The organism is Micromonospora sp. NPDC005806 (assembly GCF_042871425.1).
Classification (GTDB): Bacteria; Actinomycetota; Actinomycetes; order Mycobacteriales; family Micromonosporaceae; genus Micromonospora.
In genome coordinates, this window is sequence record NZ_JBIAIL010000032.1 from 32736 (window position 1) to 47185 (window position 14450).

At 72.6% G+C, this 14450-nt stretch carries 16 protein-coding genes; 11 read left to right on the forward strand and 5 right to left on the reverse strand.

Annotated features, from left to right (window positions below):
- Positions 1–3 precede the first annotated feature (3 nt).
- Positions 4–753, forward strand: coding sequence for a 2-phosphosulfolactate phosphatase (locus ACFYOS_RS26935; RefSeq protein ID WP_387147402.1), 750 nt, complete (start codon positions 4–6; stop codon positions 751–753).
- A gap of 109 nt (positions 754–862) precedes the next feature.
- On the opposite strand, the gene ACFYOS_RS26940 is transcribed toward ACFYOS_RS26935, so the two are convergent.
- Entirely contained in the window at positions 863–2899 is a 2037-nt protein-coding gene (locus tag ACFYOS_RS26940; protein ID WP_387147281.1) for a carboxypeptidase regulatory-like domain-containing protein, read from the reverse strand.
- Between the two features lie 103 nt (positions 2900–3002).
- Between ACFYOS_RS26940 and ACFYOS_RS26945 the strand changes: the two genes are divergently transcribed.
- From ACFYOS_RS26945 to amcA, 5 genes are all read left to right on the forward strand, one after another.
- Positions 3003–3356, forward strand: coding sequence for a sterol carrier family protein (locus ACFYOS_RS26945; protein ID WP_387147284.1), 354 nt, complete (start codon positions 3003–3005; stop codon positions 3354–3356).
- A 162-nt stretch (positions 3357–3518) separates the two neighbouring features.
- A complete protein-coding gene (purF, locus tag ACFYOS_RS26950; RefSeq protein ID WP_387147287.1) occupies positions 3519–5108 on the forward strand; it encodes an amidophosphoribosyltransferase in 1590 nt (529 codons plus the stop codon).
- Positions 5109–5168: 60 nt separating this feature from the next.
- A complete protein-coding gene (gene purM, locus ACFYOS_RS26955; protein ID WP_387147290.1) occupies positions 5169–6323 on the forward strand; it encodes a phosphoribosylformylglycinamidine cyclo-ligase in 1155 nt (384 codons plus the stop codon).
- A 122-nt stretch (positions 6324–6445) separates the two neighbouring features.
- Positions 6446–7549, forward strand: coding sequence for a cyclophane-forming radical SAM peptide maturase AmcB (gene amcB, locus ACFYOS_RS26960; RefSeq protein WP_387147404.1), 1104 nt, complete (start codon positions 6446–6448; stop codon positions 7547–7549).
- Positions 7518–7754: a multiple cyclophane-containing RiPP AmcA gene (gene amcA / locus ACFYOS_RS26965; protein ID WP_387147293.1), complete on the forward strand. Its 237-nt coding sequence runs from the start codon at positions 7518–7520 to the stop codon at positions 7752–7754. The genes amcB and amcA overlap by 32 nt, the downstream gene beginning before the upstream one ends.
- A 149-nt stretch (positions 7755–7903) precedes the next feature.
- Here amcA and ACFYOS_RS26970 read toward each other — a convergent pair whose 3' ends face one another.
- Positions 7904–8119, reverse strand: a complete 216-nt coding sequence (locus ACFYOS_RS26970) for a DUF3073 domain-containing protein (protein WP_265005172.1) — start codon at positions 8117–8119, stop codon at positions 7904–7906.
- Positions 8120–8422: 303 nt separating this feature from the next.
- Positions 8423–9505 (reverse strand): Leu/Phe/Val dehydrogenase, encoded by a 1083-nt coding sequence (locus ACFYOS_RS26975; RefSeq protein ID WP_387147296.1) that lies wholly within the window; start codon positions 9503–9505, stop codon positions 8423–8425.
- Positions 9506–9678: 173 nt separating this feature from the next.
- Between ACFYOS_RS26975 and ACFYOS_RS26980 the strand changes: the two genes are divergently transcribed.
- The gene (locus tag ACFYOS_RS26980; RefSeq protein ID WP_387147299.1) at positions 9679–10518 is read left to right on the forward strand and encodes a hypothetical protein; all 840 of its coding nucleotides are present in this window, start codon (positions 9679–9681) and stop codon (positions 10516–10518) included.
- A gap of 253 nt (positions 10519–10771) precedes the next feature.
- A complete protein-coding gene (locus tag ACFYOS_RS26985) occupies positions 10772–10981 on the forward strand; it encodes a BldC family transcriptional regulator (RefSeq protein ID WP_007073996.1) in 210 nt (69 codons plus the stop codon).
- Between the two features lie 95 nt (positions 10982–11076).
- Here the strand turns inward: ACFYOS_RS26985 and ACFYOS_RS26990 are convergent, their stop codons facing one another.
- Positions 11077–11457, reverse strand: coding sequence for a PPOX class F420-dependent oxidoreductase (locus tag ACFYOS_RS26990; protein ID WP_387147301.1), 381 nt, complete (start codon positions 11455–11457; stop codon positions 11077–11079).
- Between the two features lie 54 nt (positions 11458–11511).
- Between ACFYOS_RS26990 and ACFYOS_RS26995 the strand changes: the two genes are divergently transcribed.
- Positions 11512–12288 (forward strand): class I SAM-dependent methyltransferase, encoded by a 777-nt coding sequence (locus tag ACFYOS_RS26995; RefSeq protein WP_387147304.1) that lies wholly within the window; start codon positions 11512–11514, stop codon positions 12286–12288.
- Between the two features lie 42 nt (positions 12289–12330).
- Here the strand turns inward: ACFYOS_RS26995 and ACFYOS_RS27000 are convergent, their stop codons facing one another.
- Positions 12331–12618: a hypothetical protein gene (locus tag ACFYOS_RS27000; RefSeq protein WP_387147307.1), complete on the reverse strand. Its 288-nt coding sequence runs from the start codon at positions 12616–12618 to the stop codon at positions 12331–12333.
- A 163-nt stretch (positions 12619–12781) separates the two neighbouring features.
- Here ACFYOS_RS27000 and ACFYOS_RS27005 point away from each other — a divergent pair, with 163 nt between their 5' ends.
- Together ACFYOS_RS27005 and ACFYOS_RS27010 are read left to right on the forward strand one after the other, a co-directional pair.
- Positions 12782–13639 carry a 3-hydroxyacyl-CoA dehydrogenase family protein gene (locus ACFYOS_RS27005; RefSeq protein ID WP_387147310.1) on the forward strand — a complete coding sequence of 286 codons (858 nt, stop codon included), beginning with the start codon at positions 12782–12784 and terminating at the stop codon, positions 13637–13639.
- A gap of 52 nt (positions 13640–13691) precedes the next feature.
- The gene (locus ACFYOS_RS27010; RefSeq protein ID WP_387147313.1) at positions 13692–14435 is read left to right on the forward strand and encodes an enoyl-CoA hydratase/isomerase family protein; all 744 of its coding nucleotides are present in this window, start codon (positions 13692–13694) and stop codon (positions 14433–14435) included.
- Positions 14436–14450: the final 15 nt, after the last annotated feature.

Sequence of the window (14450 nt, forward strand, 5' to 3'; positions counted from 1 at the left end):
GCCTTGGCCGTCTTCGCCCAACCCGGGTCCGGCGCCCGGTTCGACTGGGGGCTGACCGGGGCGGCGGAGCTCGGCCGGGTCTGCGCGGCCCTGGTGGTGGTGGACGTGCTCTCGTTCACCACCGCCGTCGAGGTCGCGGTCAGCCGCGGCATGCGGGTGCACCCGTTCCCCTGGGGGGAGCAGGCGGCCGAGTACGCCCGCCGCGTGGGCGCCGTCGCCGCGGTCGGCCGTCGGCAGATGACCCCGGAGCACCCCTGGTCGCTCTCGCCGGCGGCGTTGCGGACCGCACCGGTCGTCACCGACCTGGTGCTGCCGTCGCCGAACGGCTCGGCGATCAGCGCCGCCGCGAGCGCCACCGGCGTGCCGGTGGTGGCGGCGTGCCTGCGTAACGCCCGCGCCGTCGGGCGCTGGCTGCGCGCCCAGGGGTACGGCTCGACCGACGCCCCGGTGGGCGTGGTGGCCGCCGGGGAGCGCTGGCCGGACGGCTCGCTGCGGCCGTGCGTGGAGGACCAACTGGGGGCGGCCAGCGTGCTGGACGCCCTCTCCGGCGTACCGGGTGGGCTCTCGGTGGAGGCGGCGATGGCGCTGGCCGCGCTGGCCAGCACGCCCGACGTGCCGGCTGCGGTCCGTGGCTGCGTCTCCGGCCGGGAACTGGTCGAGGGCGGCTTCGGCGGCGACGTGGAGGTCGCCGTCCAGGTCGGCGTCTCCGAGGTGGTGCCGGTGCTACGGCAGGGCTGCTTCACCGCCGCCTGAGCCGCGCAGCTGTGACCGGCCCGCGCTCGTGGGCCCCGATACGTGAAGTGGCCGCCCGGAGGATCCGGGCGGCCACTGTCGTTGTCGGTCGGGGCCTCGGCCCCGGCGCTCAGTCGTCCAGCCAGTCCAGGCGGCGACCGCCGCGGTCCTGCGGGCCATCGGAGCGACCGCGTCCGGTCTGGGCCGGGTCGCCGTAGTGGCCACCCTGGTCGTAGCCGTGGTTGTCGTAGCCACCGTTGCGCTGCGGCGGCGGCTGCTCCTGGCCGTACCCGCCCTGCTGGCCGTGGCCACCCTGCTGCGGGTAGCCGCTCTGCTGGCCGTAGCCGCCCTGCTGGCCGTAACCGTCGTTGCCGCCGTAGCCGCCGCGCTGGTCGTAGCCGTCGTAGCCCTGCTGGCCGTTGTCGTAACCGCCCGAGGAGCCGTTGTCATAGCCACCGGACGGGCCGTTGTCGTAGCCGCCCTGGGCGCCGTACCCGCCGCCCGCACCGTAGCTGTTGCCCTGCTCCGAGCCACGGCCGTGGCGGCCCTGGTCCTGCTGGCCGTAACCCGAGCCCTGGTCCGGTTGGTAGGTGCTGGTCGGGTACGGGTCGGCCGGCGGGGCGTACTGGGTGCTGTCGCCGGTGTAGCGGCCGGTCGGCTCGTCGTACCGTTCGCCGCCGTAGCCGCCGCCGTGCGCGGGCGGGTAGCCGCCGGCCCCGGCGCCGTAGTCCCGGCTGCCGTAGCCGCCGCCCGACGAGGGCGCGTTGCCGTAACCGCCGCCGGAGGACGGCGCGTTCCCGTAGCCATCGCCCGAGGAGGGGCCGTTGCCGTAGGCGTTGTTGCCGTAGCCGCCCTGGCCGGGTGCGTCGTCGCCGTAGCCGCCGCTGCCGGCCCAGCCGCCCTGCCCGCCGCCGTACCCGGGGCCGGGCGGCGCGCCGTACGGGTCCGGCGGGACGTCGTCCACGACGGGGCGGTGCATCATCGTCGGCGCGTCGCTGAGCGAGCCGCCGCCGACCATCGTCGGCGCCGCCCCGGCACCCATCCCGTTGACCACCCGGGTCTGGTCGTCGACGCCCCGGTAGCCACCCCGAGCGGCCGGCACGGCGCCCGCCCCGGCGGCCCCGCCCGGACCGTCCCCGTCGGCGTCGTCGCCCTCGTTCTTACGGCGCATGTAGAGCAGCACGATGGTGCCGACGCCGACGGCCACGAAGAGACCGCCGAGCAGGATCAGCAGCCAGGAACTGAACCCGCCGGAGTCCTGGTTGGCGGCGGGCTGCTGGGCGGCGTCGCTGGCCGGCGCGTCGGTGACGGTGTCGTCGGTCGGCTCGTCGGTCGGCAGGGCCTCCTCGCTGGCCGACGGGGTGGGGCTCGGGGTGGCCTTCACCTCGATCGGCACGGCGAGCCGTACGCCGGTCTTCGCCTCGCCGGCCGCGGCCTCGATCGACTTGGTGATCTGGGCGCCGTCCTTGCTGGCGCCCATGTCGATCCGGCCGGGCGCGATCGGGTCGGACGTCGAGCCGGAGAAGCGGAAGTTACCGCTGCCGTCGGTGGTGGCCGAGCGCTGCTTGCCCTGGCTGTCCCGGAGCATCACGAGCGCGCCCGAGATCGGCTCGCTGTTGGCCGCGATGACGACCTTGCCGGAGACCGACCGGACCGTCTGCGGCTGCGCCGGCGGCGCGGGAGCGCCCCTCACGGTCATGTCGCGCGAGTCGCTGGCCTGGTCGCCGCCCGACTTGGCGGTGACCCGCACCTGGCCGGACTTGGTGTCGCCCTGGGCGAGGTTGTCGGCGACCAGGGTCACGGTGATCGAGATCGGGCTGTTCGGCGTGAGGACCCGGGCCGGTACGTTGCACTCGCCCTGGCACGACAGGCCGTTGAAGGTGTCGACGTTGATGCTGAAGGGGCTCGGCGTGTCGTTCTTGTTGGTGACGGAGAACGTCATCTGGGTCGACTGGCCGCTCTGCAGCGTGCCCGTCGACAGGCCGGTGATCGCCACCTGAGGGTCGGCCGCCAGGGCGGGTGTGGCGGGGACGGTGAGCAGGGCGCCGACAACCAACGCCACGACCACACCGGCCCGCTGCTTCCAGGCACGTCGGTGTGTTGACACGTCCACCGCCTTCCGGGTCTGATCTCCCCGCCGGCCGGCCGGCCGGGCCGAGTTGATCACTCACGGTACGAATACGCCGTCGGCAACTATGCCTTGTCTGACCGGATCATCTCTACCCAGGGCCGGCGTCAAGCGGGCTGCTGCCGGGTCGTATCGTCCCGTCGTGTCCTCTCCGCACGCTTATTCGGCCGCTGTCACTGCAACGTTGACGGCACTGGATGAGGGGCGTACGCCCGAACGGCCGGTGCTCCGGGAGGCGGTCCGTACCCTCTTGGTCGTCCTCGCGGAGCGCGCTCCCGGCCGATCGGTGGAGGTGCGGGTCCCACCCTACGGCGCGGTGCAGTGCGTGGCGGGACCGCGACACACCCGAGGAACACCGCCGAACGTGGTGGAAACGGACCCCACCACCTGGTTGGAGTTGGCCACCGGGCGCCTCGGCTGGGCGGAGGCGGTCACCGAGGGTCGCGTACGGGTCAGCGGCATCCGCGCCGACCTCTCCGAGCACCTCCCGCTCTAGCTGGGCGTACGCGAGCTGGGGTCACCGTCGGCACGCGGATCGTGACTGTCGGTATCGACCCTGATTCGCGTACACTGTCAGGCGACGACGGTCCTGGCCGACCACGCGGAGCTGCCCCCGGACTCCGCCAGGCCAGTCCAGACCAGCATGAGGGAGCGGCAGGTGCCCCGAGGCGATGGCCGGCTGAGCCACGACCTTGACCCCCAACGACCCGGCCCCCAGGACGCCTGCGGCGTCTTCGGCGTCTGGGCCCCGGGGGAGGAGGTCGCCAACCTGACCTACTTCGGGCTCTACGCCCTCCAGCACCGCGGCCAGGAGGCCGCCGGCATCGCGGTGAGCGACGGCTCGGGCGTGGTGGTCTACAAGGACCTCGGCCTGGTCGCCCAGGTCTTCGACGAGCCGACCCTGGCCAGCCTGCGCGGGCACGTCGCGATCGGCCACGCGCGCTACTCGACCACCGGGGGCTCGACCTGGGAGAACGCCCAGCCGACCATCCGGGCGACCAGCGCCGGCACCACCATCGCGCTGGCCCACAACGGCAACTTGGTCAACACCGCAGAGCTCCAGCGCGAGGTGGCCGAGCGAGGGATCTACTCCGACGGCTCGACCAACGACACCTCGCTGGTCACCATGCTGCTGGCCAGCCGGCCGGATCTCTCCGTCGAGGCCGCCGCGCTGGAGGTGCTGCCCCAGCTGCGCGGCGCGTTCAGCTTCGTCTTCATGGACGAGTCGACCCTGTACGCGGCCCGCGACCCGCACGGCGTGCGCCCGCTGGTGCTCGGCCGGCTGGAGCGCGGCTGGGTGGTCGCCAGCGAGACCGCCGCGCTGGACATCGTCGGCGCCAGCGTGGTCCGCGAGGTCGAGCCGGGCGAGCTGATCGCCATCGACGAGGACGGGCTCAGGTCCACTCGGTTCGCCGCGCCGGAGCCGAAGGGCTGCCTCTTCGAGTACGTGTACATCGCCCGGCCGGACGCCACCATCGCCGGCCGCAACGTGCACGCCGCCCGGGTGCAGATCGGCCGCCAGCTCGCCAGGGAGCACCCGGTCGAGGCCGACCTGGTGATCCCGGTGCCCGAGTCCGGCACCCCGGCCGCCATCGGCTACGCCGAGGAGTCCGGCATCACCTACGGCCAGGGCCTGATGAAGAACCCGTACGTCGGGCGCACCTTCATCCAGCCGTCGCAGACCCTGCGCCAGCTCGGCATCCGGCTCAAGCTCAATCCGCTGCGGGAGAACGTCCGGGGCAAGCGCCTGGTGGTGGTGGACGACTCGATCGTCCGGGGCAACACCCAGCGGGCGATCGTGCGGATGCTGCGCGAGGCCGGGGCGCTGGAGGTGCACGTCCGGATCTCCTCGCCGCCCGTCAACTGGCCCTGCTTCTACGGCATCGACTTCGCCACCCGGGCGGAGCTGCTGGCCAACGGGCTGGACAACGAAGGCATCCGACGGTCGATCGGCGCCGACACGCTGGGTTACGTATCGCTTCCCGGTCTGATCGCCGCGACCGAGCAGCCGAAGACCCGACTCTGCCGGGCGTGCTTCGATGGGGAGTACCCGATCGAGCTGCCGGCCGGGAACCTGATCGGCAAGCACGTGCTCGAAGGAGTGGGTCGTCGGGTCACCGCCGAGGCGGCCCAGCCCACCGCCACCACCGCCGCATCCAACGACAACTTCAGCTCGACGCGTCTGACGCCGCGCCCCGACCTGAAGCCGTCGGTCGCCACTCCCGGCGGCGCGACCAACCGCCCATAGCACCACCCGACGCGGGCCCGTCCGCAACCGCGGCCCGCGAGAACCACAAAGGGGAGAACCGTGACGCACGTGTCCGAGCGCAGCGGCGCAGGAACCAGTCCGACGGGCGCCGGCGGCGACCGCCAGCCCTGGACGGCCGGCACCAGCCGTACGACGCGCAAACGTTCGGTCTCCTACGCCGACGCCGGGGTGTCGATCGACGCGGGCGACCGCGCGGTCGAGCTGCTCAAGTCCAAGGTCAAGCAGACCCGGCGCCCGGAGGTCATGGGTGACCTGGGCGGCTTCGCCGGCCTGTTCCGGCTGGACACCAAGAAGTACAAGAACCCGATCCTGGCGTCCTCCACCGATGGCGTGGGCACCAAGCTGGTGATCGCCCAGCAGCTCGACATCCACGACACGGTCGGCATCGACCTGGTCGCGATGGTCGTCGACGACCTGGTCGCCTGCGGCGCCGAGCCGCTCTTCCTGCTCGACTACATCGCCACCGGCGAGGTCGTCCCGGACAAGGTCGCCGAGATCGGCGCGGGCATCGCCGACGGCTGCCGGTACGCGGGCTGTGCGCTGCTCGGCGGCGAGACCGCGGAGCACCCGGGGGTGCTGCGCCCCGACGAGTACGACATCTCGGCCACCGGCGTCGGCGTGGTGGAGGAGAGCGAGATCCTCAGCTCGGAGCGGGTCGAGGTCGGCGACGTCGTCATCGCGATGCGCTCCTCCGGCCTGCACTCCAACGGCTACTCGCTGGTCCGGCACGTGCTGCTGGGCGCCGGCCGGATGCGGCTGGACGTGGTGATCGAGGACTTCGGCCGGCAGCGGACCCTCGGCGAGGAGCTGCTCACCCCGACCAAGATCTACGCGCAGGACTGCCTCAAGCTGATCGCCGAGGCCGACGTGCGGGCGCTGGCCCACGTCACCGGCGGCGGCATCCCGGGCAACCTGGTCCGGATCCTGCCGGAGCACGTCGACGCGGTGGTCAACCGGTCGACCTGGAAGCCGCAGCCGGTCTTCGACCTGATCCAGTCCAAGGGCCGGATCGAGGACCCGGAGATGGAGGCGACCTTCAACATGGGCGTCGGCATGTTCGCCATCGTCTCCGCCGAGGACGCCGACCGTGCGCTGGCCACCCTGACCGGGCGGGGCGTCGACGCCTGGCAGGCCGGCGAGATCATCGAGGGCTCGGGCAACGTGCAGATGATCGGCCACCACACCCGCGGCTGATCACGCTCTGGTGATCATCCGGGCACCTGATCGGGGGTTCACCCGAGTGGCCACCGCCGCCTAGCCTGAAGGGTCTGAGGCTAGGCGGGGGAGGGTTGATGGCTGCTCGTACGCACGCCGGGATGCGGGGTATCTCCGCCGTCCCCTCGTACGTGGTGATGCAGCCGACCACGCTGTGCAACCTGGACTGCGCCTACTGCTACCTGCCGATGCGGGCGGTGGACCGGCGGATGCCGGTCGCGGTCGCCGAGGCGGTGGCGGCGTCGGTGAACCCGTGGGCGGCGGCCGGCCGCTTCTCGGTCGTCTGGCACGGCGGGGAACCGCTCGCGGCCGGCCGGGAGCACCTGGCCGCCCTGCTCGCCCCGTTCGCGCCGGAGGTGGAGCACCACGTCCAGACCAACGCCACGCTGATCGACGACGCCTGGTGTGCGTTCTTCGCCGAGCACGGCGTCCGGGTCAGCGTGAGCGTGGACGGGCCGCGGGCGCGCAACGCCGAGCGGGTCACCCGGGGCGGGCGGCCGGCGTACGACCGGATCCTGGCCGGGGTGGCGGCGCTGCGCCGGCACGGGCTGCCGTTCTCGGCCCTGGCGGTGGTCTCCCGACCGCAACCGGGTCTGGCCACCGAGCTGTACGACTACTTCCTCGATCTCGGCTGCGACGTGCTCGGGGTCAACATCGAGGAGACCGAGGGGGTCAACACCCGGACCAACGCCCGGGACGCGGCGACGGTGACCGGGTTCTGGGCGGAGCTGGTGGCCGCGTGGCGCCGGGACCCCCGGATCCATCTGCGCGAGGTGGAGTGGTCGCTGCGGTACGCCGGGGCCGTCCTGGACGGCACGGCGGACGAGTTGCTGCCCCGCCGGCTGGACCCGATCCCCACCGTCGCCCACGACGGCTCGGTGGTCGTGCTCTCCCCGGAGCTGGCCGGCTTCACCGACCCCCGGTACGGGGACTTCAGCAGCGGCAACGTGCTGACCGCCCCGTTGGCCGAGATCCTGGCCGGCGCCGGGCGGACGCCCTGGGTGGGTGAGTTCCTCGCGGGTGTCGAGGCCTGCCGGTCGTCCTGCCCTTACTTCGGCTTCTGCGGCGGTGGCCACGCGGCCAACCGCTACTTCGAGCTGGGGCGTTTTGACGGTACGGAGACCGAGCACTGCCGCAACAGCAAGATCCGCCTATTGGAGGGAGTGTTGGAGCATGCCCGAGACCATGGGTCACCGGCAGCCTGAGCGCGTCGGGGGAGCCGACCCGGATCCGGTCGCCGACCGGGTGCGGGAAGCCGCCGTGGGGTTGACCGCACTGCTCCACGAGGCCGAGGCCGCGCGGCTGTTGCGGGCGGAGGTGTCGGGCGGCGACGGGGCCAGCGCGGTGTGCGCGTGGAACCACTTCGAGAACATCCCGACGTTCTACAACTGGAACAACCGGCCCCGCTGACGGTACGAGTCCGCGATCAAGGACCTGCCGGCGCGCGCCGGAGCCGTGGCCCGGTGCGGCAGGTCCCTGATCGTCGGTCGGTACGCCGGCTCCCGCAGAGCACATGCGTGAGCACGCGGGCCTACCGCGTGCTCAGATGTGACCGGAGGTCAGCGGGTCGGACGGGCCCAGGTGTCCGGGTCCTCGTCCGCGTGGTCCTCGTCATCGTCGTCGACATACTCTTTGTAGTCGTCGTCGAAGTCGTGGTCCGACTTGCCGCCACCGCCGAGTTCTCGCTGCAAGGCGGCGAGGTCGGTGTTCGGGGAGTGATACTTCAACTCCCGGGCCACCTTTGTCTGCTTGGCCTTAGCACGGCCGCGCCCCATGGCTCGACCCCCTCGCACAGAATGCGGGGCAGCCCGAAGGCGGGCCCCGATGACGTCAGGCATCTCTCGTGGCTCTTACGGTACATGGGGATGCCACCGTTCGGCACCTCGGGTTACCGTCAGCCGGCTCTGCGCGTCGCAGTTACCCGGCCGTCACAAATTGTACCCGGTAAGGAGCGGGTGCCGGGACCGGCCGTGACAGCGCGCATACCGGTACGAAGCGTCCCAATTGTCAGCTTAACGCCGACCCTCGGGCTGGGTGCCCCGGGGGCGGAGCCGGTGCCCCGCCCCCGGGAGTGACGTTCAGCCGAGGCGGATCGTCCGGAGCCGGCCGACCTCGGCCATCCGCCGCTCGGCGAGCCGGTCCGCGGCCACCGCCGGCGGGACCCCCTCGTCGTCGGCGAGCCGGAGGATCTCCCGGGTGGTGTCGTAGATCCGGGTGGCCCGCAGCTTGGCCCGGTCGAAGTTGAAGCCCTCGATCTCGTCGGCGACCTGGATCACACCGCCAGCGTTCACCACGTAGTCCGGGGTGTAGAGGATGCCCCGGTCGGCGAGGACCTTCTCGATGCCCGGGTGGGCGAGCTGGTTGTTCGCCGCGCCGGCGACCACCTTTGCCCGCAGCACCGGCACCGTGTCGTCGTTCAGGGCGCCGCCCAGCGCGCACGGGGCGTACACGTCGATGTCGGAGGCGATCAGGGCGGCGGTGTCGTCCACCAGCTCGACCTGCGGGTGGTTGGCGCGCACCCACTCCAGGGCCTTCGGGTTGACGTCGGTCGCCACGACCTCCGCGCCGTCGGCGAGCAGGTGACCGGTCAGGTACTTGCCGACCTTGCCCAGGCCGGCCACGCCGACCCGCCGGCCGGACAGCGTCGGGGCACCCCAGACGTGCTCGGCGGCGGCCCGCATGCCCTGGAAGACGCCCCAGGCGGTCAGGATCGAGGAGTCGCCCGCGCCGCCGTGCTCCACGCTGCGGCCGGTGACGTAGCGGGTCTCCCGGGCGATCACGTCCATGTCGGCGACGTAGGTGCCGACGTCGCAGGCGGTGTAGTAGCGCCCGCCCAGCGACTCCACGAAACGGCCGTACGCGCGCAGCAGCGGCTCGCCCTTGATCTGCTCCGGGTCACCCCAGATGACCGCCTTGCCGCCGCCGAGGTCGAGACCGGCCAGGGCGTTCTTGTACGCCATACCCCGGGAGAGGTCGAGCACGTCGGCGAGGGCATCCTCCTCGCTGGCGTACGGGTAGAACCGGGTACCGCCGAGCGCGGGGCCCAGCGCGGTGGAGTAGATCCCGATGATCGCCTTCAGCCCGGACTGCTTGTCCTGGCAGAAGACGACCTGTTCGTGACCCGTGGATCCCGGGTCGTCGGTGCTGGCGAATACGCCCATGACTGACTCCTGTGTCGGTGTGCGCCCTTGTGAGGTGCGGACCTGGTGGCACGCCGGCGGGATGGTGCCGGTGCTGCTGAGCCTAATATCGGCCCAGCCCGTACTGTCGCGCGCGTCACGCACCCGCGTCGCGGCGGCGGCGTACGGGTCCCGTCTCGTGGGAGGATCGCGCCGTGCCGTCGCTCTTCGCTTCTTACCTGCGCGTGTACGAGCCGCTGACCGCCTTCGATCGAGAGCGCCAGTCGTTCTGGCGCCGGTACGTCAACGAGGGCCGCGCGGTCGCCCCGCTGGAGGGCCCGGTCCGGCAACGGACCACGGTGATCGAGGCGCTCGGCGCGGGCTGGACCCGGCTGCCCGACCTGCCCGACGAGGCGTACGTGCTGGAGACCGACGACACGCTGCTGGTCTGCCCGTGGAACCTGCGGGTCCGGGTCGCCGAGGCCGCGCTGACCGCCCGGGACGGCGTCCCCTCGGTGCTGGCCGACGCGTTCGTCCCGCCGATCCTGGCCGGCCAGGCCAAGGCGGTGGTGGAGGACTGGCGCAGCGGGGCCCGGGTGCTGGAGCACGGGGTACCCCGGGTGCACGAGCAGATCGCCACCTGGGGCGTGCCGCTGCGCTGGTTCGTGCTCTTCGACCCGCAGGAGCGGCAGCTGGTGACCGAGCCCGACCGGCGGGCGCTGCGCTACCGGACCGAGATCTCCAAGGCGCGCCGCCGGTCGTCCCGGGCGCTGTCAGTGCTGCGCAAGTCCGTCGGGGAGGCGCCGATCACCGAGGCGGTCGAGGAGGCCGCCCGCTGGCTGGAGGAGTTCCACCCGCGCTCGGTGGTGGAGCTGGACTACGGCGGCCTGGTGCAGCTGCTGCCGGACGAGACCCTCGCGGCCGACGACTCGACCGAGCTGGTCGCCGCCGGGCTGGCCGGGCTCTCCCGGGGCGAGGCGGAAGAGGCCTCGGCGGCGTACGACAAGCTGGTCGCCCGGTGGCGGGCGGTGCAGCTGCTGGAGCGCTGCAACTAGCCTGAAATGTCCAATTGGGACCTCTCACTACGAGAGTGTCTCGTAGTTGACGCATCACGAACCGTGATCATGAGTCCAAATAAGGTAGCTTCTGCGGCATAAAAGTCGTAAAAATCGGGCATGGTTCATCCGTCCGTCTAGGGACCTTCAGCCGTTCGGCCCATGTCGGACATCGGGGACTAGCCGGACCATGGGAGACGCGTCGGCCGGCGGGACCCCGGCCGATGTCTATAACTGTGGAGGAGTGACCCCGATGGCATCGCGAACGCACGAACCAGAGCCGCTACTCACGCCGGCCGAGGTGGCGTCGATGTTCCGTGTCGACCCGAAGACGGTGACCCGGTGGGCCAAGGCTGGCAAGCTCAGCGCCATCCGGACCCTGGGCGGCCACCGCAGGTACCGCGAGTCGGAGGTCCGGGCCCTGCTGCAGGGGCAGATCCCCCAGCAGCGTCAGGGGGACTGAGGACCCAAACGTTTTTCTCAGGCGTTCCGATCAGGGGCGGCCGGGCGTACGCGACAGCGACGATCCCGCCGCCCTTCGTCGTGTCCGGGCCCGGCCTACTCGTCCAGCACGATCCGCAGCCCCACCGTGCCGCCCTCGCCCCGGCGCAGCCGACTGCCCAGCAGGCTCAGCCGGCCGAGCAGCCGGTACTTCTGCTTCAACAGGCCCCGGACCCGCCGGGTTCCGGTCAGGTCGGAAAGCGTCGCGTGCCCCGGCACCGCCTCGCCGTGCGGTCGCCCGCGCACGTCGCACGGGGCCACCGTCACCCGGCCGTCCCGCCGGATCCGCTTCACCTTCCCGGAGTCCGACACGGTCCACACCGCCAGCGCGTCGCCGTCCCGTACCGCCCAGACCGGTGTCGGCACCGCCCGACCGTCCTTCCGGAAGGTCGTCAGCAGCACGTACTTCTCCGCCGCCAGGCGGTCCAGTTCGGTCACGCCGCCCAGGATACGGGCGCGACAGCCGCGCGGAGCCCGGATAGCGTGATCGCTGTGACCGGGGAGCCCACGATCGGCGACGTGTTCGGCGAGATGATCCGCGACGCGTACGCCGTCGCCACCGGGGTCGGGCCCCGACCGCTGGCCGGCGGGCGGCTGCCCCGACCGGTCATCGAGATCATCGAGCGGGAGGACGGCCTGGTCAACGGTGCCCCCGCCGCCCACTACCTGGACCCGCCGGAGCACTGGCAACCGCACGACCACCGGGCCGTGGCCCGGGTACGCGGTCAGGTGCTGGACGTCGGCGTCGGCGCCGGCCGGATCGCGCTGCACCTCCAGGAGCAGGGGGTGCCGGTCACCGGGCTGGACACCTCGGCCGGCGCGCTGCGGGTCTGCCGCCACCGGGGCCTCCGCGACCTGGTGCACGGCACCGTCGACGAGCACGTCGCCGACGGGCGGCGGTACGACACCTTCCTGCTGCTCGGCAACAACCTGGGGCTGATCGAGGGGCGGGAGCGGGCACCCGGCTTCCTGGCCGCGCTCGCCGCGCTGGCCCGGCCCGGCGCGCAGGTGATCGCGCACGGCACCGACCCGTACGGCACCACCGACCCGGTGCACACGAGCTACCACGAGCTGAACCGGCGGCGGGGCCGGCTCGGCGGCCAGCTCCGACTGCGGCTGCGCTACCGGATGCTCGGCACCGAGTGGTTCGACTATCTGGTGTGCTCGGTCGACGAACTGGCCGAGCTGGTCCACGGCTCGCCGTGGCGGCTGGTCGACGTGGACGAGGGCGACCGCCCCTATTACCTCGCCACGCTCAAGCTGGCCTGAGCGCGGGCCCCGGGACCGGCCCGGGCGCCCGCGCCGTACGCCTCAGACCTGGACGGTTGGGGAGTGCTGCTCCGGCGGAAGGCCGCCGTCGCCGTCGACCACCTCGTCCGGGGTGCCGTCCTCGTCGATGTCGACCATCGTGATATCCACCTTGCCGTCACCGTCGGTGTCGAACTGGAACAGGTCGGCCTTGCCGTCGCCGTCGGTGTCCACCACCCACACGTCGGTCCGCCCGTCGTTGTTGGTGTCCGCGCGGAGCAGGTCCACCCGCTCGTCGCCGCGGGTCTCCACGGTCTCGGTGCTCTCCGCGCTCTCCGGTGCCTGGCTCATCTCGATCCTTCCCTCGGCGTTGACGGGCGTCTGTACCCGATCCGGCGCGCCCCCACGCATGCCTCCCGGCCGGCCCTGCATAGGGTCGCATCCAGGAACGAGCGGAGCGCGCGGCCGGCGTGGCGGAGACCCCGCGCGTCACCGCACGCGGCGAGGGGACGTCATGAGTGGTCGTTTTGTGGTCGTCGGGGCCGGCACGATGGGCCTCGGCATCGCGTACGTGGCGGCCGGTGCCGGCTACGCGGTCGAGCTGGTCGAGGTGGATCCGGAACGCGGCTCGGCCGCCGTATGGCGTCTCGGCGAGCTGTGGGAGCGCGGGGTGCAGCGCGGCAAGCTGACCGCCGAGGAGGCGACGGCGAACCGGGGGCGGGTCACCCTGCGGGCCGGCCTCGCCGACGTCGCCGAGGGACCCGACGTGATCGTGGAGGCGGTACCCGAGCGGCTGGACCTCAAGCGGTCGGTGCTCCGGGAGGCCGAGGCGCGGCGTCCCGCCCTGCTCGGCAGCAACACCTCCAGCATCCCGATCGCCGAGCTGGCCGAGGGGCTGGACCGGCCGGCGGACTTCCTCGGCCTGCACTTCTTCAACCCGGTCTGGGCGATGGCGCTGCTCGAGGTCGTGGTCGGCCCGGCCACCGCGCCGGGGACCACCGAGGCGGCCGCCGCGCTCGCCGGGCGGCTGGGCAAGGACCCCGTCGTCGTACGCGACCTGCCCGGCTTCGCCACCTCCCGGCTCGGGGTCACCCTCGGACTGGAGGCGATCCGGATGGTCGCCGACGGGGTGGCCAGTCCCGCCGACATCGACAAGGCCATGGTGCTCGGCTACCGGCACCCGGTCGGCCCGCTGGAGCTGACCGACCTGGTCGGACTGGACGTCCGCCTCGACATCGCCCGTACCCTCCAGGCCGCGTACGGGGACCGGTTCGCGCCGCCGCCGCTGCTGGAGGAGCTGGTCGCCGCCGGCAGGCTGGGCAAGAAGTCCGGCCAGGGCTTCTACACCTGGGAAGGCGGGGTGAAGCGGTGAGCGCGAGGAGTGAGCTTGCGAGCCCGGCAGTCGCGAACGAAAGGCTGGCAGAGTGAGCGGGCTGCGGATCGAGGAGCTGCCGGACCGGCTGGTGGTCACGCTGGACCGGCCGGAGAAGCGCAACGCCATCGACGCCGACCTGATCGCCGAGCTGCACGCGGTCTGCGCCGAACTGGAGGCGCGGCCGCGGCTGCTGCTGCTCACCGGCGGGACGGCGGGCATCTTCGCCGGCGGCGCGGACATCGCCCAGCTCCGCGAGCGCGGCCGGCTGGACGCGCTGGCCGCCATCAACCAGGCCGCCTTCGCCCGGATCCGGGCGCTGCCGATGCCGACCGTGGCGGCCGTCGACGGTCCGGCGCTGGGCGGCGGCGCCGAGCTGGCGTACGCGTGTGACCTGCGGGTGTGCACGGCGCGTGCGGTGTTCGGCCAGCCCGAGGTGCGATTGGGGATCCTGGCCGGAGCGGGCGCGACCCACCGCCTGCCGGCCCTGGTCGGCGAGGCCCGGGCCAAGGAGCTGCTGTTCACCGGCCGGCGGGTGGACGCCGACGAGGCGCTGCGGATCGGCCTGGTCAACCGGGTGGTGGCCGAGCCGGCGGAGCTGCTGCCCACCGCGCACGGCCTGCTCGACGAGATCGCGAAGGGCTCTGCGCTGGCGGTGCGGCTGACCAAGCTGGCCGTGGACGCCCCGGCCGCCGCCCACCCGCAGCTCGACCTGCTGAGCCAGGCGGTGCTCTTCGAGGACGAGGAGAAGCACCGGCGGATGACCGAGTTCCTGGACCGGCGCCGGACCCGCTGACCGGGCCCCGCCGAG